This window comes from Orrella sp. 11846, assembly GCF_048820935.1.
GTDB lineage: Bacteria > Pseudomonadota > Gammaproteobacteria > Burkholderiales > Burkholderiaceae_B > Algicoccus.
The window spans coordinates 140,228-163,272 of the sequence record NZ_JBMERD010000003.1 but is presented as its reverse complement, the minus strand read 5'-3'; the positions used below and the strand labels follow the sequence as shown (position 1 = coordinate 163,272).

The window sequence follows — 23,045 nt, the reverse complement described above, 5'->3', positions numbered from 1 at the left end:
GACGCCTCAGAGTCCTTCGTTGCAACTTCTTTATCATCAAGCCGATTTTTTACTTTTATTTCAATTCATTCTCACTATGTCATTATGAGTTTGCTTGCCCCACCTTTTGCACCAGAGATTTATCAACAACGCCGTGACAAGCTGGCTCAATGGATGCGTCAACACGGCGGTGGCGTGATGATCATTCCCAATGGTCAAGCCCCTTTGCGCTCTGAATACGCAGAATATCCATTTCGGTTTGACAGTCAGTTCTACTATCTATCTGGATTTACCGAACAAAAAGCCTGGCTAGTTTTACACGTCACGCCGACAGACACGCAGAGTTTGCTGTTTTGTCAGGACAAAAACGAGCAAACCGAAATCTGGGAAGGCCTGTTATGGGGTCCACAGGCCGCGCAAACCGCGTTTGGCTTTGATGAAGCGCACACCATCGACCAGCTCGAAATTTGGATGCGACAACATTTGGCACAAACGCCCAACATCTGGTTTCCGATACAACGCTGTGCCGTCGAGAATCTACCCCAGACCTTTAAAACCTGGCTCACACAGAGTCGCCAAGCACAGCGTCATCAAACCGCACACGCACCACGATGGATGGATATCACGCCCATCGTGAGTCAAATGCGACAAATCAAAGATGCCCATGAAATTGCCACCATGCGCCGGGCTGGACAAATTGCTGCTCACGCGCACTGTGAAGCCATGCGACGAGCTCGACCCGGTCTCACAGAACGGGTGTTACAGGCGCAGCTTTTCTATACCTTTCTCACAGAAGGTGCACAAGACGTTGCGTATGACACGATCGTGGCCACTGGTGCCAATGCGTGCATTCTGCATCATCGCGCAGGCCACGACATCATCGGGCCCGACGATTTAATTCTCATCGATGCGGGCTGTGAACTTGATGGTTACGCCAGCGACATTACACGTACATTTCCAGCGAGCGGGCACTTTAGTTCGGTGCAAGCCGATTTGTACGACATCGTGCTCCATGCACAAGAGGCAGCCATTGCTGTGACACAACCAGGTGCGAGTTTCAATGCAGCGCACGAAGCCGCGGTGGAAGTGATTACGCAAGGCCTTGTCGATGAAAAACTCTTGCGTGGCACCGTCTCGGGACTGATCGAACAAGGTGCTTATCAACGTTTTTATATGCATCGCACCGGACACTGGCTGGGTCTCGATGTACACGATGTAGGCGCCTATCGTCAGTCTGATTCACAAGGCAAGGCGTTACAGACAACAGCCCAACAAGCACCTTGGGTCAATTTAGAACCGGGTATGGTACTCACAATTGAGCCAGGGCTGTATATCCGCCCTGATGCAGACATTCCCGAACGTTACTGGAATCAGGGTATTCGTATCGAAGACGATGCACTGATCACACAAACCGGTTGTGAACTGCTCACGCGTGATGTCCCCGTGACTCGTCACGCAATTGAAACGTTGATGCAAGAACACCTAGACCCAAAAAAGGCGTCCAATGAATAACACCGATTACGATGTCGCCATTATAGGTGCCGGCCCAGCAGGCAGCGCATTGGCCATCTTGCTAGCAAGACTGTCACAAACACCGTCCAGAATTGCGCTATTTCAGATCGAACAAAATACACGCTACGACGTCGACGTAGAAGACGACCCCAGAGTCATTGCGCTCAATGAAGGCAGTCGAGTGCTTCTGGACAGTCTGGGTGCTTGGTCGGATGAAGCTGCAACCATCGACACCATTCACGTTTCTCAATCAGGTCGACTCGGACGCACATTATTAAAAGCAACTGAAATGGACACGCCTGCACTGGGATATGTCGTGCGTTATCAAACACTTTACACCTCGTTACTCGAAGCAGCTCGTGCCAGTGGTGTCACCATTCACCAAGGCGTTGCGGCACAGTTAAGCAACGATGACACGGGTGTTCTCATCACACATGAAGAACAACAGTGGCGCAGTCATTTAGGGGTACGAGCCGATGGATTACGACAAGAAGTAAGTCGTGAAGCTTACGATCAGGTCGCACTCGTCGGTCAGGCCACCGTTTCACTGCCGCGTCACGGCTGGGCGTTTGAACGGTTTACTCGTGAAGGTCCGTTGGCGTTACTGCCACATCCACAAAACCCACATCTGCAATCCATCGTCTGGTGTGTGCGACCCGGCAGAGCGCAAGTACTTCACGACATGTCCCCCATCACCTTTGCCCAAGCCATGCAAACTGATTTTGGGGATCGTCTAGGTACCATCACACCTCAGGGTGAATTCTCTCAATTTCCGCTGTACAAAAGCTTTGATCGTGAACCTGTCCAAGGCCATCTGGTCGCCATTAGCAATGCCGCACAAACACTGCATCCTGTAGCGGGCCAAGGACTCAATCTGGGTTTACGCGATGTCGAAACCTTAGCGCATAGTCTGCGCACTTGGTTGGCTATGCCATCGGTACAAAAATTAGACAGACCGCTTGCTTTGTATCAAAAGTTGCGTAAACAAGATCGTGCGTTGATGACCTCGCTCACCGACACGCTATCAACGGGCTTTTCAACGGGAATCTCCGCTGTAGAGCACCTAGGCGGACTCACTTTACTGGGCTTAGATCTTGTGCCACCAGTGCGTCAGGCCTTTGCACGAATTTTTCTGCAAGGCATCCGAGCTTAGAGTCACGAGCCAAACTATCCATACAGTGGCAGCACGTCCTATACAATGTCGTCATGCAAATAGGTTCCTGGAAACTTCCCAATCCGGTCTTTGTCGCACCCATGGCCGGTGTCACCGATCGTCCCTATCGCCAGTTGTGTAAACGACTGGGCGCAGGTCATGCCATTTCCGAAATGGCGGCCAGCAACCCGGCACTCTGGGACAGTGTAAAATCAGCCAGACGACTAGATCATGCCGGTGAAATTGATCCGGTGACCGTGCAAATCGTCGGTTCTGACCCAGACATCATGGCGCAAGCAGCCCAATTCAACATTGACAAAGGCGCGCGCATCATCGACATCAATATGGGCTGCCCGGTCAAAAAAGTCTGTAAGGTCGCATCGGGTTCAGCGCTTTTACGAGACGAACCCTTGGTTGCTCGTATTCTCGAAGCCGTAGTAAACGCTTGTGAACCACACGGTGTTCCCGTCACGTTAAAAACCCGAACGGGCTGGGATCGTCAGACACGCAATGCCGTTCGAATCGCAAAAATTGCGCAAGAAACAGGAATTGCAGCAATAACTTTGCACGGTCGCACACGTGCCGACCGATACGAGGGTCAAGCCGAATACAATACGATCCGTGAGGTTAAGGAAAACTGTCAGATCCCCGTCATTGCCAACGGTGATATTGACAGTGGTTCTAAAGCCAGACAAGTTCTCGACGAGACTGGCGCTGATGCAGTCATGATTGGCCGAGCCGCCATGGGTAAACCTTGGCTATTTCGTGAAGTTCATCATTTTTTGCAGACAGGTGAGGTCTTACCATCACCTACCGTTGCACAAATCGGTGAATGGTTGCTAACACACTTGGAAGATCACTATCAGTTTTACGGTGAAGCAACAGGGGTTAGAACCGCACGTAAACACATCGGCTGGTACTTTGAGAATCTTGCCAGTGGTCCGTCGTTAATTCAGTCGATTAACGCCATCGAAACGACCGCTGAACAGTACCGTACGATCGAACGCTGGCTTAAAGAACAAGAACCTGAAGGATCCACGAAACCATTGCGGACAACACATTTGGCAGCCTGAACAACTGACTCAACCGATCATAATGAAATCAATCCAATCTCTTGATGAATCCGTGCGGCTTAATTTACAGGCCTATTTCACAAATCTGGGTGACAACGAACCCAGTGGTATGTGGAATATGGTGATGAGCTGTGTTGAAAAACCTTTACTGGAAAGCGCGATGAAACGTGCTGAGGGCAATCAGTCACGCGCCGCCCAGTATCTAGGTATCACACGCAACACCTTGCGTAAAAAGCTCCTTGCGCACAAGCTGATCGACGCATAACCTATTACTTTTTAAGAACTTAACCAAACTATTCTCACCATGAAAATCCAGACCGCCCTCCTCTCCGTCTCCGATAAAGCGGGTATCGTCGAATTTGCCCGCGCACTGCATGCCCGTCAGGTCAGACTCCTTTCGACTGGCGGCACTGCCAAGTTGCTGGCAGAAGCTGGCTTGCCAGTCACAGAAGTCGCCACTCACACAGGCTCTCCTGAAATCTTGGACGGGCGCGTCAAGACCCTACACCCTCGCATTCACGCTGGCTTATTAGCCCGACGCGATGATGATGGACACATGAAGACTTTGTCAGACCACGACATTGATCGCATTGACCTTCTGGTGGTGAATCTGTATCCCTTTACGCAAACTGTTGCCAATGCGGCATGCACCTTAGAAGATGCCATTGAGAACATTGACATTGGCGGACCAGCCATGCTGCGTGCAGCTGCTAAAAACCATGGCACCGCACAAGGTGGTGTCACCGTCGTCACTGATCCGACAGACTACAACAAAGTCTTACTGGAAATGGATCAAAACCATGGTCAAACCAGTTACGGTTTGCGCCTTGCTTTGGCTTTGAAAGTCTTTACTCACACCGCGGCTTATGACGGCGCAATCGCCAGCTTTTTGAGTAGTTTAGAACACACCGAACCCGATCCCAAAGCGGTCGCTCAACGCGATCCTTGGCCACAAGTGTTGTCCTTACAGCTGCATCGTAACCAAACCTTGCGCTATGGTGAAAACCCACAACAATCGGCCGCTTTTTACAAAGATCCTGTGGTAGGGGTAGGTTTACTGGCCAATCTGCGTCAAGTTCAAGGTAAAGGACTTTCCTACAACAACATTGCCGATGCGAATGCCGCTTGGGAATGTGTGCGTCACATGGACCGCACCGCCTGCGTCATCATTAAGCATGCCAATCCATGTGGTGTCGCTGTTGGTGACAACACACTCGAGGCCTATCAAAAAGCCTTTAAAACAGATCCCACATCGGCATTTGGCGGCATTATCGCGTTTAACCGTCCGCTCGATGCAGCCACCGCACAAGCAGTCAGCGAACAATTCCTAGAGGTATTAATCGCGCCAGGGTTTGATGGCGCTGCTCTAAGCATTCTCGCGCAAAAGAAAAATGTGCGTGTACTCGAAATTCCACTCGGAACCGGAGACAATCAGTTTGAAGTCTGCCGTGTGGGTGGCGGCTGGTTAGTTCAAACACCAGACACAGGTCTTTTGGCCCCCGAAGGACTACAAGTTGTCACATCACTGCAACCCACAGAACAGCAAATGAATGACATGTTGTTTGCTTGGCATGTGGCGAAGTATGTCAAATCCAATGCCATCGTATTTGCTGCAGACGGCATGACAATGGGGGTTGGTGCTGGGCAAATGAGTCGCGTTGACTCAGCTCGAATTGCCAGTATCAAAGCGCAAAACGCAGGCCTATCACTTCAAGGCAGTGCAGTGGCATCTGACGCATTCTTCCCATTTCGCGATGGTCTTGATGTGGTCGTGGACGCCGGTGCTACATGCGTCATCCAGCCTGGTGGCAGTGTTCGCGATGAAGAAGTCATTTCCGCTGCCAATGAGCGTGGCGTTGTGATGGTGCTCACAGGCATGCGTCACTTCCGTCACTAAGATCATCATGCGAATTCTCGGTGTCGATCCTGGGCTACGTCGCACAGGTTTTGGTGTGATCGATGTTCAGGGTCAGGCACTGAAATACGTTGCCAGTGGCACGATCGTCATTGACCCACAGGCTGCCCTTGCCCAGCGCCTCAAAATCATTCTAGACGGGCTCAGACAGGTCGTACAGGACACCAAACCCGACCTGGCTGCGCTAGAAATTGTATTTGTGAATGCCAACCCTCAATCCACGCTCTTGCTCGGACAAGCACGAGGTGCCGCTTTATGTGCTTTAGCCGACAGCGGTCTAGACGTTCATGAATACACGGCCCTGCAAGTTAAAAAATCCGTTGTAGGCTACGGCAAAGCTGGCAAAGAGCAGGTTCAAGAAATGGTGCAGCGCCTGCTGCGTTTAACGTCTGCTCCCCCGTCTGATCCTGCTGACGCACTGGCTTGTGCGATTTGCCATGCACACACAGGCGCTATGCTGGGTCATCTTGAAAAACTCGGTTGGTCCCAGCGCAACACTCGATCCGGACGCAGTAGCACACGGGCTTCGCGTCTGCGACTCACTCATTTACCAGGAACTCAGGAATCATGATTGGACGCTTGGTCGGTCAGCTTTATGAAAAATCTCCGCCACGTATCGGCATCGATGTGCAGGGCATTGGTTACGAAGTCGATGTGCCGATGAGCACGTTTTGTAATCTGCCACAGGTGGGTGATACCGTCACCCTTCTCATCCACATGGTCGTGCGCGAAGATGCTCAGCTTCTGTACGGATTTGCCACGGCAGAAGAACGCAACACATTCCGAGAGTTGATCAAAGTGACAGGCATTGGTGCAAAAATTGCACTGGCTGTGCTGTCCGGTCTGTCCGTCTCTGAGCTGGCACTGGCCATTCAAACGCAGCAAGCCGATCTGCTCGTTCGAGTCCCCGGTATTGGTAAAAAAACCGCTCAACGTCTGTTACTTGAGCTCAAGGGCAAACTGGGACAGCCTGATGAAACAACTGGCATTGTGAATGCGACACTGCCCGCACAATTAGAAGTGCAGGCAGCGCTTATGGCGCTGGGCTATTCAGAAAAAGAATCGGCCAAAGCCATCAAACACCTGCCAGAAGGTATCGATGTCACCGAAGGGATCCGGCAGGTCTTAAAACAAATGAACCGCTAGAGCGCGACTTTAAACGTCTTCGCGCTCATCGTCTGAGTGAATCCCCATGGCTTCTAAGAAGCGGGACACCATGTTGTAGGCTGCCACGGTGGCTGTGAGCTCCACAAGCTGCTGGTGGTCAAAGATGTCTCGAACCGCTTTTGCGACGTCTTTAGGCACTTGGATATCACGCGTCATCGCATCGGTATAGGCCAATACAGCCAGTTGCGTGTCATCGTAAACATCGCGATTTGCTTGCCAATCATCGAGCGCATTCAGTTGCGCTTCAGTCACTCCTTCTTTAAGTGCAATGGGTCGATGTTGATCGGCTTCGTAAGGCGCCCCATTGATCAAGGCAACTCGCATAATCACAAGCTCTCGCAAAGCCGCTGAAAGTTGGCATTGCTGGCGAATAGCCGTCAGATACGTTAACCAACCTGCAGCCACTGGTGGGCTGTGCAATAACATCTGGTACAGATGTAATACCTCACCACGTTCAGCAATAAAACGCTCAACCAAAGGTTGAACTTCGGGTTGTGTCAGGTCTGCATAAGGAATACGTGCCATCTAGTTTCTCCTCCAAATTTATACACAAGGACACAGGCCGTCTCACCTCAACAGCCTGTATGTGTTCAATCACACCTTGTTTTGAATCATCATGCCGTCTTTATGACAATCAGATGATGCCTTCTGACGGTTGTGCAATCCATGGGCCGTAAGATGTCAGATCCACGTTCCCACCACTCACCACCACACCGACACGGCTGCCTGGTTTCAAGGGCACCAGACCATTGAGCAGTGCAGCTGTCGCCAACGCACCCGTAGGCTCAATCACGACCTTGAGGCGATGTGCAAACCAGCGCATCGTTTCAATCAGTTGTTCATCAGTCACAGTAAAAATATCTGACACATGACTCTGAATCACGGCAAACGGCAACTCACCCACAGACGTCGTGAGTGCACCGTCAGCAATTGAACGTGGAGGCGCGATATGAATTCGATAGCCTGCCTTAAATGATTGCTGTACGTCGTTACCTGCTTCAGGCTCAACACCATAGACTTTGCAGTCTGGTGACAAAGTCTTAGCGGCAATGGCGCAACCTGACAACAAACCACCACCGCCCAGCGGAGTGATCAGTGCGTCCAGATGGCCGACTTTCTCAATCATTTCTAAAGCTGTTGTGCCTTGTCCAGCCATCACCATCGGATGGTCATAGGGCGGGATAATCGTGGCACCAGTTTGCGCAGCGATCTCACGGGCAATCGCTTCGCGATCTTCTGTATCACGCTTATAAGTCACGATTTTGGCACCATAACCTTCGGTGGCCATCCGTTTTAAAGGGGGTGCGTCTTCTGGCATGATAACGGTGGCTTGTACGCCCACCAGTTGACTTGCGAGCCCCACCGCTTGCGCGTGGTTGCCAGATGAATACGTCACGACACCTCGACGGCGCTGATCTGCATTTAGGTTGGCCAGTGCATTATACGCGCCACGGATTTTAAAGGCACCTGTGCGCTGAAACGCTTCGACCTTAAAGAAAACCTGCGCACCGACACGCTGGTTAATGTCCCGACTTTGCAAGACTGGAGTCTTGTGAACCACACTGCGTATCGTTTGCGCAGCGCGTGCCACATCCGCAAAGGTCGGCACTTTCAAACTCTGTGAATCTGTCATAATCACCATCCAATAATTCGTACAAGCCAGATCCCACTTGGATACTGACGACTTATTTGTTTGTGTAGTGTACGATTGTTCGCATCTTCTTGCGCGTTTTGATCATGAGCATACAATCCGACAACCTAAGTAGTCACGATTCACAACCCCGAATTGTCAGTCCGGCCCCCGTTTCTAACAACGAGGCTTCCATCGAACGCGCCTTGCGCCCCAAGGCTTTAGATGAGTATGTCGGCCAACAAGCGGTACGTGAACAATTACAAATTTTTATCGAAGCAGCTCGCGCACGCGAAGAATCGCTTGACCATGTGTTGTTATTCGGCCCTCCTGGGCTAGGAAAAACAACACTGGCGCACATCGTGGCCTATGAAATGGGTGTCAATCTGCGTCAAACCTCAGGGCCTATCTTAGAGCGCCCGGGTGATCTGGCGGCTTTACTCACCAATCTGGAGCGCAATGACGTTCTCTTTATTGATGAGATCCACCGTTTATCGCCTGTTGTCGAAGAAATCTTGTATCCCGCATTAGAGGATTTTCAGATTGACATTCTGATCGGTGAAGGCCCTGCCGCACGCAGCGTCAAACTCGATCTACAACCTTTTACTTTGGTCGGTGCGACGACACGCGCTGGCATGCTCACCAATCCATTGCGTGACCGATTCGGCATTGTGTCCCGACTGGACTTTTACACACACGATGAACTGACCCACATCGTCAAACGCAGTGCAGCTCTGCTTCAGGCCGACGCGAGCGAAGATGGCGCGCGTGAAATCGCCCGTCGATCCCGCGGCACACCTCGAATTGCCAACCGACTCTTGCGGCGTGTGCGTGACTACGCACAAGTCCGTGCTGACGGTTTAATCACGGCTGACATTGCCAATCAAGCCTTGTGCATGCTGGATGTGGACCACAAAGGCCTAGACCTAATGGACCGCAAATTACTCGAAGCGATTGTTTTAAAGTTTGATGGTGGTCCCGTGGGAGTAGACAGTCTAGCAGCCGCCATCGGTGAAGACCGAGACACCATCGAAGATGTGATTGAGCCTTATCTGATTCAGAATGGGTTGTTGCAACGTACACCGCGAGGACGGATTGCGACTCAAACGACTTGGTTACATCTGGGCTTATCAGGTGGCCCAAAAACCGACGTCTCAGAGCTTTTTTAAGACAGGTCGCGCTGTTGCATCCAGAACTGAGATTCGCCTTTGAGTAAACGCACCCCTTGATCCGTCATTGCGAGTGTGCGATAACCCTCATCGTCCATTACCAAGTCACCACGCCCCACCATGGTGAGCATCAGACGACGCCATTGGGTGGCTTTGAGATCTCGACCCACTCCAAACACTGTCAGCGTGTCATGTTGCAAGGCTTTCACACGTGCTGTGAATCGACCTTGCAAAATGTCACTAATGTGACCAGCCCCAAAGCGCTCACCACGTTCGCGCCACAATCGGTAGATCGCTGACAAAACCATACGTGCATAGATCGTGACCTCAATTGACTGATCGAGTGATAAACACCGGTCACAATGCCCACAGTGCTGAATCTGCTCATCAAAATGCGCTAGCAATGCCTGCACACGGCATTCAGAGCGCGCACACAGCGCCAACATCGCTTGACCCGCAGCTTGAGCCTGAGCGACTCTAAAGCCAGGATCCTGAGTCGGCCAGACGTGATTTAAGCGTGTGGCATCTTCCAGCCCCCACAGCATCCAAGCATGACTCGGTTGTCCATCACGACCTGCTCGCCCTGTTTCCTGAAAATAGGCTTCCATTGAGCGGGGCACATCGGTATGCGCCACAAAGCGCACATCGGGTTTGTCGATCCCCATCCCAAAAGCCACAGTCGCCACCATGACAGGCACATCACCCGTCAAAAAAGCTCGCTCGCGCTCAATGCGCTGCTGAGCATCCAAACCCGCGTGATAGGCCTGCGCACGAATCCCTGCTTGTTCTAGCCATTGCGTAATTCGCTCAACTCGGGCACGTGATGCACAGTACACAATGCCCGATGCCTCCACCCCAAAACGCGCTTGTTGTTGACGAATAAACTGCACCAGTTGCGTGCGCAAGTGATCACGCACCACGATTTCGTAATAGATATTAGGTCGATCATGACTTGCCTGAAACACCTGCGCTTCAGGCAATGCTAGTCCCTGCAAAATATCCTGCGCAGTTTTAGGCGTTGCGGTGGCTGTCAGTGCAATACAGGCAACTTGTGGCCAGCGTTGCGCCAAAACCGCCAGCTGTTGATACTCAGGCCGAAAATCATGACCCCATTGCGACACGCAGTGGGCTTCATCAATCGCAAACAATGAAATCTTGACTTCAGACAATAAGCGCAACGTGCGCTCTAACAGCAAACGTTCTGGCGACACGTACAACAACTTAATTTCACCAGATCGCAGCGCTTGTTCAGTTTGCCGATTCTGGTCAGCACTTTGCGTGGAGTCCAGACTGGCCGCAGCTACACCCAATGCACGCAAATCAGCAACTTGCTGACGCATCAAAGCAATCAATGGACTCACCACCACCGTCACATGCGGCAAAACAAGCGCAGGCACCTGATAGCAAAGTGATTTTCCACCACCTGTGGGCATCAACACCAAGGCATCCTGACCGCCCAAGACGTGGGCGATGACATCGGCTTGCGACGATCGGAAATGATCGAATCCAAAAACCTCAGACAATACCTGAGCAGCCTGTTCTTGCAGGCTTGTGAGCAATGGCATTTCGGTCATGTGGTTTCGCGCACACTACGGGGTCTAAACAAGCGCACATAACCGAGCACGTTCGAAACCAACAAGATCGGCGTGATCACCACCAGTCCCGCAATCACCCAGCGCAAAGACTCACGGGCAGCCGCCGCATCCCAGACAGTGAACTCGTCAAGCACCAGATACGGAAAATAACTAAATGCCAGACCGAGTAAAAAAGACACACTGATCAACGCTGCCAGAAAGAGCGGCAAACTTCTCACCGGTTGGTTGGTTTCACGAGAACGACGCAAGGTTAATTCCAGTGCCACAAACAAGCCCAAGAGCCATAGCCACCAAACAAAGAGCTTAGTCACTCCAATCGTGCCGTGGATCCATCGATAGTAGATACCGGGACTCGAAAGCATCAACACCAAAGACACGGCAATCAAAGCAGCAGCCACCCAGCGAATCACCATCAAACCGCGATTTGCTGCTTGCTTGCGCTCCGAATCTGTTCCCCAAGTCAGCACCCAGCAACTGGCCAACAAAACGCAGTTTGCGCCGACACCAAAGATGACCAATGCATTAAACAACCAGCCATGGACACCACTGTCACTAATGTGTGCGTAATGCACGAGCCACAAACCCAAACCTGCAGCACTGGCGTATGCGCCCAAGCCGTACACTCGATTCCAGTGCGTCTGCGCACTCATGCTGGCACGGGCGCGAAACTCAAAGGCAACACTGCGTAAGATAGCGCCTGTCATAAACAACAAGATCGGCAGGAACAGACCATCGAAGACCGGTACCCAACCCAAGGGGAAGCCCGCAATAAACACCCCGAACAGCAATAAAGCCCATGCTTCATTGGGTGCACGCCATCCAGTCAAGGCATCCAAAAGTCGTGCGCGCGACGCTTCGCGACTCCAAGGGAGCAGCAAACCACACCCCACATCAAAACCATCGAGCACCACGAGTCCGGCCAGCAAAAACATCACAAATGCAAACAGCATCAGTGGCATCCAGAACATCGGATCTGTGGCAGCCAACCCCATCGAAGCGGCTAGTGTCCCAATCATGACAACCTCACCCCAGAACGATGAACAGGCACAATGCCTTCTTTGAGTGCATGTCTAATCAAACCAAACCAGCCCCACACAATCATCAGCACCAGGCCCAGACTCAATACGAACCCGATCCACAATTCATTCATCCCCACCGGACTGACTAAGGCCTGAATCTGTGACAAACCTTCTGTGCCCATCACGTCACGCAGATTGCTCTGCAAAAAAAGCCAGGTCAACACAAGCAACACAGGGCCTGTTAACCCCGACAAAGCCACAAACCTTGGGTACATTAAAACTTGTGCGCGCCGACTTTTTGAGAGTTGCCAAAACATGACGCACAAGATGGCCAAATGCCAACACCAAATCAAAGCTAAAACCCTGAACATCAGCAACAAATCTGCACCCAGATTTGCTCTGAATTCGACTCGAGCCTGACTCTGCGTGAGTAACGAAATGAGCGTGTGTCCTGTTGGCCATTGACCAAGTGCAACGGCAAATAGTCCCCAAGCCAAAACAAGAAGACCTAAAAGACCGATCAGACCAGCCGCTAAACGGTGAGCCAAGCTTGGTTCATTGTCTGGCTGTCTGAATCGCTGACTAGTCCAGACCGTTAGCAATGCACAGGAGAGCAAAATCAAAACCTGCGCAACAAAAACCGACAGCTGTACAAAGAACTGATGATTAAAAACAATCTCAAACCAGTCGTGAACCCGAAACTGACCATCTAGCCAAGTCGCCCCAACAGGAACACGCAACCAACTCTGAATGACTGTCAGCGCCAATAAGATCATGGTCAACCCTATGGCCGTTACCAAAAGGTTAAAATTAAAGGCAGTGCTTGAAACGCGGTGACGGCTATAAAGCATCACCCCAAAACTCGTGGATTTTAAAACGAATGCCAGTAAAACCACCAAGAGCAGCCAAGGCCCAAGCACATTGCCCACCCGTTCAACGGAGATCGGCAAGGTGATGGCCGTGAGCATCATCGTCAGAAAACCCACACCCAATGCGCTATAAGCAGTCAATGCGAACGTGCGTAACCAGAACTGAAAAGTGGGCCGAACGTGCCCGTCAGAACGCCAATGCCACGCCCAGAGCATCCAGGCTAGACCTAGTAAAAAAGACACAAAAAGCTGGGTCAGTACCCACGGCACTCCCAGCTGCGTTTGCATAATAATTGAGCGCATACTCTCCATAGGATCAACAGTGTAGTCGTGTCATGGCAAAATGTGGTCTTAATTTGCTTCTGGTGACGACTTTACGTCCTGATACCCCTTGATTCAAGAGTTATTCTTTTTTCTATGACAGATCCAGTTTCGGGTGCACCTACATCCAATTTTATACGTCAGATTATTGACACTGACCTCAAAAACAACAAATTCGAAGGCAAACGCTGGCAATTGCCACCTGCCACACTGGCCTCGCTACAGCAAGCGCCTGTGGACACAGCACGGATTCGTACACGGTTTCCGCCCGAACCCAACGGCTTTCTGCACATCGGTCACGCCAAAAGCATTTGGCTAAACTTTGGGTTAGCCCAGCAATATGGCGGCATTTGTCATTTGCGCTTTGATGACACCAACCCAGAAAAAGAAGAACAAACCTACGTCGACGCCATTATTGATGCCGTGCACTGGCTAGGTTACGACTGGAATACAGACGGTGTGTCCCACTTGTTTTTTGCAAGTGACTACTTTGAAGTCATGTATGGCTTTGCCGTTGAAATGATCAAAGCAGGTCATGCCTATGTCGATGAGCAAAGCCCCGATGAAATCCGTGAAACTCGCGGCACACTCACCTCACCAGGCACCAACAGTCCTTGGCGTGATCGTCCAGTCGAAGAGTCACTGCAGAAGTTTCAAGAAATGCGCGAAGGCAAGTATCCAAACGGCAGTTTGGCCTTACGTGCAAAAGTCGACATGACGTCTCCGAACATCAACCTTCGGGATCCTGTCATTTATCGAATTCGTCACGCTGAGCATCATCGCACGGGCAACGACTGGTGTATTTACCCCATGTACAGCTGGGCACATCCAATCGAAGACGCCCTCGAAGGCATCACGCACAGTATTTGCACACTGGAATTCGAAGATCAGCGCCCGTTTTATGACTGGACTCTGGAAGTACTGGCTGATTTAGGCTGTCTAGCGAGACCCTTGCCGCGTCAGTTTGAATTCGCAAGAATGAACCTGAATCATGTGATTACCAGTAAACGTAAACTGCTCAAATTGGTTCAAGACGGGCGCGTCAGTGGTTGGGATGATCCCCGTATGCCGACACTCGCCGGTTTGCGCCGACGTGGTTACACCCCTGGTTCATTGAAACTGTTTTGTGAGCGCACCGGTGTTTCTAAAGCCAACTCCCGCATTGATTACAGCGTGCTCGAACAAGCCTTGCGTGATGATTTAGATCCCATCGCACCACGTGCCGTGGCCATCCTGGATCCGTTAAAACTGGTCATTACCAACTGGCCTGAAGATCAAACACAGCTTTGTACGGCGCCCCGTCACCCCCACAATAAAGAGGCGGGTCAACGAGAATTCATGCTCACCCGTGAACTCTGGATTGAACGTGATGACTTCATGGAAACGCCGCCCAAGAAATACTTCCGCTTATTTCCGGGCAACTTAGTCCGTTTGAAGTATGGCTATATCGTGCGTTGCACAGGTTGCGTCAAAGATGAAAACGGCCAAGTCATTGAAGTACACGCCGAATACTTGCCCGACACACGCAGTGGTACACCAGGTTCAGACAGTGTCAAAGTCCGAGGCAACATCACTTGGGTGAGCGCGCAACACGCCATTCCAGTTGAGTTTGCGCTCTACGATCGTTTGTTCTTGGATGAAGCCCCTGAGCGTGAAGAAGACTTTCTGGCGCTCTTAAATCCAGACTCGATGCAGACCGTCCAAGGCTGGCTCGAACCGGGCGTTGACCTTCACGCAGGTCCCTGGCAATTTGAACGCTTAGGCTATTTTGCGTACGATGACGTTCAAAGCGCCGATGGCTCTATCGTTATTAACCGCATCACCACATTGAAGGACAACTGGGCCAAGCGCACCAATTGAACAGCATGACAGATAGTGTGAATCCCCTCGATTTTAAAGGCGCGACGCTTTATGCGATTCGCGCCGTCATTCGCAGCCAGAACCTTGATGACGTACTGACCGATCTGGATCAGCGTATGGCGCAAGCCGGTAGTTTTTTTAAGGGCGAGCCCGTTGTACTCGATGTCAGTGAACTGACCGCACCGCTGGACTGGGCGCGTTTAACGCAGGCATTTGTGCTGCACGGACTTCCCGTGATTGGCGCAGTCACCAACGAGCAACTGGCAAACAGCCTAATTGAAGCCGGATTGCACAGTGTAGAGCTGTCTGGGGCAACTCCCAGCACAACCACCGCCACGCAAACCGCGGCTTCAGTCGTCCAACCCGTTGAAGCCAATACACCTGTTCCGGCCGTTGATATCAGCAAACCCGAACGTGTGGCTCAGCAACCCGAACAAGCAAAACCCACAGCTGAACCTGCTGCAGCGCAACCCACGCTAGTGGTTCAGGGGCCTTTGCGGTCAGGACAACGGGTGTATGCGCGCCATACTGATTTGATTGTCATGGGCGTGGTCAGCCAAGGTGCCGAAGTCATTGCAGATGGCAACATCCACATTTACGGCCCTTTGCGAGGCAAAGCGATGGCCGGTGCACGCGGGGATGCACAGGCACGGATTTTTACAACGTGCCTCGATGCCGAACTCGTGGCGATTGCCGGTGTTTATCGGGTTATTGACGGACCACTCGAGACAGAAGTTGCCAGAAAACCCGCCATGATTAATTTAAATGGTCAAACTTTACGCATCACGTCGCTAAGCGCTTAAAATACCCAACAAAATGAATGATCAGCAGATCGTATCTGATACCCTAAAACACAGAAGCTTCTGCATTTCATTACACTTATCATCAAACAAAACAGGATATATGTGCCATGACTCGAATTGTGGTAATTACTTCAGGTAAAGGCGGGGTCGGTAAAACCACGACCAGTGCCAGTTTTTCTTCGGGCTTGGCGATGCGAGGTCACAAGACAGTCGTCATCGACTTTGACGTCGGTCTGCGCAACCTCGACCTCATCATGGGCTGCGAGCGTCGCGTCGTCTACGACTTCGTGAACGTGATTCAAGGTGAAGCTTCTTTGAATCAAGCCCTGATCAAAGATAAACAATTAGAAAACCTCTTTATTCTGCCTGCCTCGCAAACCCGTGACAAAGACGCCTTGTCTCAAGAAGGTGTCGGCAAAGTCATTGATGAGCTCAAAGAAATGGGCTTTGAATACATCGTGTGCGACTCACCGGCCGGAATTGAATCGGGCGCATTACTGGCTGCTTATTTTGCGGATGACGCCATTGTCGTCACTAACCCTGAAGTGTCGTCTGTGCGTGACTCAGACCGCGTTCTGGGCATTCTGTCCGCAAAATCACGCCGCGCTGTCAATGCCGAGGAACCTGTGAAAGAGTTTCTCTTGCTGACTCGCTACAACCCCAAACGGGTTGAAGAAGGCGAGATGCTGTCACTCAAAGACATCGAAGACATTTTGCGCATCCAACTGATTGGCGTCATTCCTGAATCTGAAGCCATTCTTCAGGCTTCTAACCAAGGTATCCCATCCATTCACCTGAAAGGCACGGATGTGGCACAAGCTTATGACGATGTCGTTGCCCGCTACTTGGGTGAAGAGCGCCCCTTGAAATTTGTTGATTATGTGAAGCCTGGTTTATTTAAGCGCTTGCTGGGAGGTAAGTAATGTCCTTTCTGTCCTTTTTACTGGGTCAGAGAAAAACCTCTGCCAGCGTCGCCAAAGAGCGTTTACAAATCATTATTGCCAGCGAACGTACCAGTGGCAGCAAAGGGTCGCCTGATTTTTTGCCGCAACTTCAAAAAGAGCTGGTCGAAGTGATTTCCAAATACGTCAAGGTGAACCCAGATGACATTCGTGTCCATCTGGAGCGTCAGGACGATCTGGAGGTTCTCGAAGTCAAAATCGAAATGCCGCAGGATGAACCGAGCGCCTAAGCACAGGTATCACGCAGGTATCAATTAACGCCTGCTTAGAGAGCACTACAAAGTGCAAAAATCACTAATCCTTGCATTCAACTGCAGTCACCAGCTGCGGTCATCGCGCGCTGCCGTTCTTTCTCACCTTGAAAGTGACTGACGGCGGCGCGCAATAAGTGACAAGAAGCTAATACCTGAAGGCATCTGCCATCAAATCTTGTTCAGCACGATGAATGCCTATGGCGTTCGCTTCAGTGCGCCAGTTCCGAACACTCTTACAAACCTGCTGCAAAATGTCTTCGGCGTCTTTTTTACTGAGCTGAAAATAGTCGATCACGCTTAACGCCAAATCAAAATCCAAACGATTGTCCGTTGTATCGATATTCAAATGCAGGCCTTGTGCGTGTAAAGTCGGATTGATGTCGTACGCGGGTGAGAGTTGCCAGCCGCCCTCACTGAAAATAAATCCATGGTTACGCAAGTGATCGTCCGTATTTGAAACGGCAATATTAAATACAATTCGCCGCCAAAGCTGTGCAAGATCCTGGGTGACTCGACTGCCATACTCCGTCAAAAACTGAACCAACTCCAAGTAGCTGGCTTCATAATCTCCATCGTAATACCCCAATTGCGTCATCGCAGACGTAAAGTGAAGTCTGCCTGATGGCAAACGATCAAAACGTTGGGTCAAAAACGTATGCCAAGCGCTGTTGAATTTTTGAATTCGGCAACTCGACATTTGAATACCCGCAGCAATCGCCAATCGATATACCACAAACTCCCATGCGGCCAAATCATACTCGTCATAACGGCTTGGAAACTTCGCAATCCAGAGTGAACCGTGGACGTCTACAACACTAGCCTTGGGTCGCGCACCACCCAGCGAAGAGCCGGGTGACATCAGCATGTACAGCCATTTGGCATAATCAGGGTCACTCGTATTCTGAGTTTCAACTTGCCAAGCGGCATGCTCTAACTCTTTGAGCTGCGCTAAAGGTGGTGCAGCTAATCGTTCATCATCGTCCAAAAACGCGCCCTCAGGCGTCGCTTTGAATCGCAATGCTCCTTGACGATAAAAATCATGCACACCCAGCAAGTAATCAATTTCATGTAGGCTTCGAGCGCGACGGCCTTCAGAGGCTGCCTGTAGCGCCTCTCGTCTTCTCATCAACATCCGTCCCCAACGGTCTGGACATGAATCTAGAAACGCACGAAAGTTTTTATTGTTTTGACTATGTTGCTCACCAGAATACAACTGGAGTTCTGGATCGACCTGTAGCACTTGCGGCAATTGCAACCAATCGGCATCATAGTTAAAACTAAAGTGTTCATGGTTGCGTATCTGAGTTGAGCGCAAAGTGCCAACCAACTGCGGTCCGTGAAGTTCCATCCAGTCCGCATAGACGAGAGCCTGACGACTCATGGCTTTTTCCTTAAGAGTGCGATGTCTTGGAGCTTGCGTCCAAACTCATCATCACGCGCAACTTGTGTAAGATCATTCACAAGTCCGAGTTGCGCCAATACAGCCACATAATGTCCCATAGAAACGGTGGGGTCACCTTGTTCAATTTTGCGCAATGTGACTCGGCTGATTCCCGTACGTTCTGAGATGAGCGTCTGGGTCAGCTTACGTCGCTTACGTGCCAACTTAATGTTTTCACCTAAGAGAGCCAAAGCATCTCGATACTTCGGAAAAACAATTGCAGTTCTTGAAGCAGACATTGTTCACTGTAATTTACATTTGTGGAAACAATGATAATTATAATGAACAAATTAATATTTGAATAGAAAAACAACAATTGATTTGATATTAATACTACTCACTATATTTTTCATTTTTAGATATTATGGAAATAATAGTGAACAACTTGAAGCTTAAAACAAACTGCCCAATCCTGGTTTCAGAATTGGGAAATTTGTTGATCCATCAGATAGGCTGATGCGTATCGATTTAACGCAACGGCTTAAAGCGGATGCGTTTAGGCGCAGCACCGGCCTCACCCAGACGCTGACGCTTATCGGCCTCGTACTCCTGATAGTTCCCGTTAAAGAAGACAACCTGAGAATCACCTTCGAACGCTAGAATATGCGTGGCAATTCGGTCTAAGAACCAGCGATCGTGGCTGATCACCATGACTGAACCGGCAAACTCTAGCAAGGCATCTTCAAGTGCACGCAGTGTTTCCACATCCAAGTCGTTAGACGGCTCGTCCAGCAGCAACAAGTTGCCGCCCTGCATCAGGGTTTTTGCCAAATGCAAGCGGCCACGCTCACCACCCGATAACGCACCGACAGGCTTATTCTGGTCACTGCCTTTGAAGTTAAAGCGACCCAGATAGGCACGCGCAGGCATTTCAAAGCGACCAATCGTCAGCAGATCGGACCCATCCGAAACCGCTTCAAAAACTGTTTTGCCATCTTCCAGACTTTCTCGGGATTGATCCACTGAGGCAACTTGGACGGTTTGACCCAAGACAACTTCGCCACTGTCCGGTTTTTCTTGTCCTGTAATCATACGGAACAAGGTGGACTTACCCGCACCGTTCGGACCAATAATTCCGACAATCGCACCGGCAGGTACTTTAAAGCTCAGATCATCGATCAACAATCGGTCGCCAAACCCTTTAGACACATTCTTAAACTCAACCACTTCATTACCCAGACGCTCGGCCACGGGAATAAAGATCTCCGAGGTTTCATTGCGCTTTTGGTATTCGTGCGAGGAGAGTTCCTCAAAACGCGCCATACGGGCTTTGGCTTTGGCTTGACGTCCTTTCGGGTTTTGTCGTACCCACTCCAGCTCGCGCTTGATGGTTTTTTGGCGGGCAGACTCCGTAGACTCCTCTTGCTTCAAACGGTCTTCTTTTTGTTCAAGCCAAGAGCTGTAGTTCCCTTTCCAAGGAATGCCATGACCTCGGTCCAATTCAAGAATCCACTGCGCGGCGTTATCCAAGAAATAGCGATCGTGCGTCACTGCCACGACAGTGCCGGGGAACTTCTGCAGGAATTGCTCCAACCAATCCACACTTTCTGCATCCAGATGGTTCGTCGGTTCATCCAGCAACAACATATCGGGCTTGGACATCAACAAGCGACACAGCGCCACGCGTCTTTTTTCACCGCCAGACAAATGTTCAATCTTGGCATCCCAATCGGGTAAACGCAGGGCATCAGCAGCGATTTCCATTTGTGTGCCAATGTCATCGGCACCACTAGATGCTGCCGCTGCAATAATGGCTTCGAGCTCAGCTTGCTCAGTGGCCAGCTTATCAAAATCCGCATCGGGATCTGCGTATTCTGCATACACTTCATCCAAGCGTTTACGGGCTGCTGACACGGCACCTAAACCCTCTTCCACCGATTCACGTACCGTATGTTCTGGGTTCAACTGGGGCTCTTGCGGTAAAAAACCCACGTTGAGATTAGGCATTGGGCGAGCTTCGCCCTCAAACTCGGTATCGACTCCGGCCATAATCTTCAACAAAGTCGATTTACCAGAACCGTTCAATCCCAGCACACCAATCTTGGCACCTGGAAAAAATGACAGAGAAATATCCCGTAGGATCTGTCGCTTCGGGGGCACTGTTTTGCTCACCCGATTCATCGTAAAAACAAATTGAGACATTGAAGTAGTCACCATGAACGAACATTGAACATGCGCGTATTGTAGTCGTTGCCAATGCTTAGACTGAAACATCCGCATCGCACGCACGATTGCTTTACACTGGAGCAATTCCTTAATTCAACAAACCACTTAAAACCCGATTTGCCTATGTCCACACCCCCTGTATCCACACACCCCTCACCCACCTTACGATTCACGGACGCTGAGCTGGTCATGCTCGGACAAACGGCCGATGCACTCAGCGCTTATATGGGCTGTGTGGTTCTGGCTGAAGTTGGTCACCACGAAGACAGTGAATGGGTAATTTTTGCACGCGCACTAGGCGAAGACGAAGAGACTGACGATCAATCGGTTTTACATGTCCAAATGGGTGGGTCCAATGCCCGCATGCTGGGTCAGCAAGGCGGCATTGACGCTTCAGACGGTCCTTTCGATTGTGCGTTTCTCTGGGCCATTGAGCTCACAGAAGACCCAGAGGAACGCTATATCAGACTGGATGAAGAAGGCGAAATCTTTGATGCTGCACCCGACCTGATCTCACTGCTGCCTTTTTCATTGAGCGAACCTGAAATCGACGACTCTGATGAGGACGACGATTCAGATGGTGATGACTCCGATGACTGCGATCTGGATTTACTGGATGCGTCTGGCCCTGGTCCCAACGATACACGCCACTGATTAGGCCTCACGTTCCACAGAATGTTCGATGCATCGTTTGTGCTTCTAGCGATGCTGCTTGCATAAACGAGGCTCGTCCTGGTTGGAATGTATACGGTTGCGACAACACATCCATCAGTTCATCAAATGGCTCAAAGTCTTGATGTCGAGTCGCTGCCTCCAAAACCTGCTCAACTAGATGGTTGCGCGGGATATACAGTGGGTTGTTGTACAACATCTCAGCAAACACCTCGGCATCTGACACCGACTGCTCTGCCAACCGAGCTTGCCAACGTGGCATCCACGTTGACAGTGCTTGCGTAATCTCTTGCGCTTGTACCGCCTCTGGAATCTGATCGGGCTGCACCGTCTGCATGAGGGCGATGAATGTATTGGTGTAATCCAGACGATGGGTGCGCATCAAAGCCAGCAAATCATCAATCAACGGCCGATCTTCTTCCTTAGGTTGCAACAAACCGAGCTTATTGCCCATCATCTGCAGCCAACCAGTCTGAAACATCTGCTCAAACTCTCTGAGCAATACTTTGGCAGGCTCAACGGCATCACTTGGATCCTCACAGATTTCTGAAAGCAATGCTTCGATAAAGCGCGTCAGATTCCACTGCGCAATCGGTGGCTGATTGGCAAAGGCATAACGTCCCTGTCGATCAACGGAACTGAAATACATATTTGGATCGTAATGATCCATAAACGCACAAGGTCCGTAATCAATGGTTTCGCCAGAAATCGTCATGTTGTCAGTATTCATCACACCATGAATAAAACCCACACGCATCCAGTCCACGATCAGCGCGGCTTGACGCGTCATGACTGCCCGAAACAAACTCACAGCCGACGGCTCATCGGCACGAATTTCATCCGGAAAATGTCGCTCTAACGCATAATCGATCAACACCTTGACGGCCTCAGGCTCTTCGTGAGCTGCGGCATACTGAAATGTTCCAACCCGCAAATGACTGGAAGCCACGCGAGTCAGAATTGCGCCGTCTTGCACATCTTCGCGCCAGACACGATCACCTGTACGCACGACCGCCAAAGATCGGGTCGTCGCAATCCCCAAAGCATGCATCGCTTCACTGATCAGGTACTCACGCAACATCGGCCCCAAACCCGCCAGACCATCACCTCGACGAGAAAATGGCGTGGGCCCAGATCCTTTGAACTGAATATCCACTCGCTCCCCGCTAGGGGTTAGATGCTCGCCCAGCAAGATCGCACGGCCATCGCCGAGCATCGTAAAGTGACCAAACTGATGTCCTGCGTAGGCCTGTGAAATAGGCTTGGCATACTCAGGTAAAAGCTGCCCACTAAACACCATGGCCAAGTCATCCGCCGTCAAACCTTCGGTGTTGAGCCCCAACGCATCCGCGAGCGTGTGATTCCATTCAATGAGCTGCGGGTGTTTCACTTTTTTAGGCGCTTGCTCCACAAAAAACAAAGCCGGCAAACCCGCATAACTGTGATCAAAATTCCAGTTCAACGATTGACTCATAAACAACACCT

22 protein-coding genes are annotated in these 23,045 nt (G+C 50.8%); 13 read left to right on the top strand and 9 right to left on the bottom strand.

What is annotated here, in order from left to right:
* The first annotated feature begins 84 nt into the window (after window positions 1–84).
* Genes ACOI06_RS03720 through ruvA form a run of 7 tightly spaced genes read left to right on the top strand, consistent with a single transcriptional unit; the run spans window position 85 to window position 6,778 of the window.
* Window positions 85–1,491: an aminopeptidase P N-terminal domain-containing protein gene (locus ACOI06_RS03720; protein ID WP_420661162.1), complete on the top strand. Its 1,407-nt coding sequence runs from the start codon at window positions 85–87 to the stop codon at window positions 1,489–1,491.
* Entirely contained in the window at window positions 1,484–2,644 is a 1,161-nt protein-coding gene (locus tag ACOI06_RS03715) for an FAD-dependent monooxygenase (protein WP_420661161.1), read from the top strand. The genes ACOI06_RS03720 and ACOI06_RS03715 overlap by 8 nt, the downstream gene beginning before the upstream one ends.
* Before the next feature lie 53 nt (window positions 2,645–2,697).
* Window positions 2,698–3,717 (top strand): tRNA dihydrouridine synthase DusB, encoded by a 1,020-nt coding sequence (gene dusB, locus ACOI06_RS03710; RefSeq protein ID WP_420661160.1) that lies wholly within the window; start codon window positions 2,698–2,700, stop codon window positions 3,715–3,717.
* A gap of 22 nt (window positions 3,718–3,739) precedes the next feature.
* The gene (locus tag ACOI06_RS03705) at window positions 3,740–3,982 is read left to right on the top strand and encodes a helix-turn-helix domain-containing protein (protein ID WP_420661159.1); all 243 of its coding nucleotides are present in this window, start codon (window positions 3,740–3,742) and stop codon (window positions 3,980–3,982) included.
* A 39-nt stretch (window positions 3,983–4,021) separates the two neighbouring features.
* A complete protein-coding gene (gene purH / locus ACOI06_RS03700; RefSeq protein ID WP_420661158.1) occupies window positions 4,022–5,614 on the top strand; it encodes a bifunctional phosphoribosylaminoimidazolecarboxamide formyltransferase/IMP cyclohydrolase in 1,593 nt (530 codons plus the stop codon).
* A 7-nt stretch (window positions 5,615–5,621) separates the two neighbouring features.
* Window positions 5,622–6,203, top strand: coding sequence for a crossover junction endodeoxyribonuclease RuvC (gene ruvC, locus ACOI06_RS03695; RefSeq protein WP_420661157.1), 582 nt, complete (start codon window positions 5,622–5,624; stop codon window positions 6,201–6,203).
* The gene (ruvA, locus tag ACOI06_RS03690; RefSeq protein ID WP_420661156.1) at window positions 6,200–6,778 is read left to right on the top strand and encodes a Holliday junction branch migration protein RuvA; all 579 of its coding nucleotides are present in this window, start codon (window positions 6,200–6,202) and stop codon (window positions 6,776–6,778) included. Before ruvC ends, ruvA begins: the two co-directional genes overlap by 4 nt.
* A 9-nt stretch (window positions 6,779–6,787) precedes the next feature.
* Here the strand turns inward: ruvA and ACOI06_RS03685 are convergent, their stop codons facing one another.
* Both ACOI06_RS03685 and ACOI06_RS03680 read right to left on the bottom strand, forming a co-directional pair.
* Window positions 6,788–7,324 carry a carboxymuconolactone decarboxylase family protein gene (locus tag ACOI06_RS03685; protein ID WP_420661155.1) on the bottom strand — a complete coding sequence of 179 codons (537 nt, stop codon included), beginning with the start codon at window positions 7,322–7,324 and terminating at the stop codon, window positions 6,788–6,790.
* Window positions 7,325–7,433: 109 nt separating this feature from the next.
* Window positions 7,434–8,432: a threo-3-hydroxy-L-aspartate ammonia-lyase gene (locus tag ACOI06_RS03680; protein ID WP_420661154.1), complete on the bottom strand. Its 999-nt coding sequence runs from the start codon at window positions 8,430–8,432 to the stop codon at window positions 7,434–7,436.
* A 104-nt stretch (window positions 8,433–8,536) separates the two neighbouring features.
* Between ACOI06_RS03680 and ruvB the strand changes: the two genes are divergently transcribed.
* On the top strand, window positions 8,537–9,598 hold the full coding sequence (ruvB, locus tag ACOI06_RS03675; protein ID WP_420661153.1) for a Holliday junction branch migration DNA helicase RuvB: 1,062 nt from the start codon (window positions 8,537–8,539) through the stop codon (window positions 9,596–9,598).
* On the opposite strand, the gene ACOI06_RS03670 is transcribed toward ruvB, so the two are convergent.
* Genes ACOI06_RS03670 through ACOI06_RS03660 form a run of 3 tightly spaced genes read right to left on the bottom strand, consistent with a single transcriptional unit; the run spans window position 9,595 to window position 13,384 of the window.
* Window positions 9,595–11,172 (bottom strand): RecQ family ATP-dependent DNA helicase, encoded by a 1,578-nt coding sequence (locus ACOI06_RS03670; RefSeq protein WP_420661152.1) that lies wholly within the window; start codon window positions 11,170–11,172, stop codon window positions 9,595–9,597. The two genes, ruvB and ACOI06_RS03670, sit on opposite strands and share 4 nt — an antisense overlap.
* Window positions 11,169–12,209, bottom strand: coding sequence for a cytochrome d ubiquinol oxidase subunit II (locus tag ACOI06_RS03665; RefSeq protein ID WP_420661151.1), 1,041 nt, complete (start codon window positions 12,207–12,209; stop codon window positions 11,169–11,171). The genes ACOI06_RS03670 and ACOI06_RS03665 overlap by 4 nt, the downstream gene beginning before the upstream one ends.
* Window positions 12,206–13,384, bottom strand: a complete 1,179-nt coding sequence (locus ACOI06_RS03660) for a cytochrome ubiquinol oxidase subunit I (protein ID WP_420661150.1) — start codon at window positions 13,382–13,384, stop codon at window positions 12,206–12,208. Before ACOI06_RS03660 ends, ACOI06_RS03665 begins: the two co-directional genes overlap by 4 nt.
* 114 nt (window positions 13,385–13,498) lie before the next feature.
* Here ACOI06_RS03660 and ACOI06_RS03655 point away from each other — a divergent pair, with 114 nt between their 5' ends.
* The 4 genes from ACOI06_RS03655 (at window position 13,499) to minE (ending at window position 17,257) form a co-directional block, all read left to right on the top strand.
* A complete protein-coding gene (locus tag ACOI06_RS03655; protein WP_420661149.1) occupies window positions 13,499–15,262 on the top strand; it encodes a glutamine--tRNA ligase/YqeY domain fusion protein in 1,764 nt (587 codons plus the stop codon).
* 5 nt (window positions 15,263–15,267) lie between these two features.
* Window positions 15,268–16,065 carry a septum site-determining protein MinC gene (minC, locus tag ACOI06_RS03650; RefSeq protein ID WP_420661148.1) on the top strand — a complete coding sequence of 266 codons (798 nt, stop codon included), beginning with the start codon at window positions 15,268–15,270 and terminating at the stop codon, window positions 16,063–16,065.
* A gap of 107 nt (window positions 16,066–16,172) precedes the next feature.
* The gene (gene minD, locus ACOI06_RS03645; protein ID WP_420661147.1) at window positions 16,173–16,988 is read left to right on the top strand and encodes a septum site-determining protein MinD; all 816 of its coding nucleotides are present in this window, start codon (window positions 16,173–16,175) and stop codon (window positions 16,986–16,988) included.
* Entirely contained in the window at window positions 16,988–17,257 is a 270-nt protein-coding gene (gene minE, locus ACOI06_RS03640; protein ID WP_420661146.1) for a cell division topological specificity factor MinE, read from the top strand. Before minD ends, minE begins: the two co-directional genes overlap by 1 nt.
* A 169-nt stretch (window positions 17,258–17,426) precedes the next feature.
* On the opposite strand, the gene ACOI06_RS03635 is transcribed toward minE, so the two are convergent.
* The 3 genes from ACOI06_RS03635 to ettA all read right to left on the bottom strand — a co-directional run bounded on the left by ACOI06_RS03635 (window position 17,427) and on the right by ettA (window position 20,864).
* Window positions 17,427–18,662 (bottom strand): type II toxin-antitoxin system HipA family toxin, encoded by a 1,236-nt coding sequence (locus ACOI06_RS03635; protein WP_420661145.1) that lies wholly within the window; start codon window positions 18,660–18,662, stop codon window positions 17,427–17,429.
* Entirely contained in the window at window positions 18,659–18,961 is a 303-nt protein-coding gene (locus ACOI06_RS03630) for a helix-turn-helix domain-containing protein (protein ID WP_420661143.1), read from the bottom strand. The genes ACOI06_RS03635 and ACOI06_RS03630 overlap by 4 nt, the downstream gene beginning before the upstream one ends.
* A gap of 229 nt (window positions 18,962–19,190) precedes the next feature.
* Complete coding sequence (gene ettA, locus ACOI06_RS03625) at window positions 19,191–20,864, bottom strand: energy-dependent translational throttle protein EttA (RefSeq protein WP_420661142.1); 1,674 nt, start codon at window positions 20,862–20,864, stop codon at window positions 19,191–19,193.
* A 147-nt stretch (window positions 20,865–21,011) separates the two neighbouring features.
* On the opposite strand from ettA, the gene ACOI06_RS03620 reads away from it, so the two are divergent.
* Complete coding sequence (locus ACOI06_RS03620; RefSeq protein WP_420661141.1) at window positions 21,012–21,542, top strand: hypothetical protein; 531 nt, start codon at window positions 21,012–21,014, stop codon at window positions 21,540–21,542.
* A 7-nt stretch (window positions 21,543–21,549) separates the two neighbouring features.
* On the opposite strand, the gene ACOI06_RS03615 is transcribed toward ACOI06_RS03620, so the two are convergent.
* Window positions 21,550–23,034, bottom strand: a complete 1,485-nt coding sequence (locus ACOI06_RS03615; protein ID WP_420661140.1) for a protein adenylyltransferase SelO — start codon at window positions 23,032–23,034, stop codon at window positions 21,550–21,552.
* Window positions 23,035–23,045: the final 11 nt, after the last annotated feature.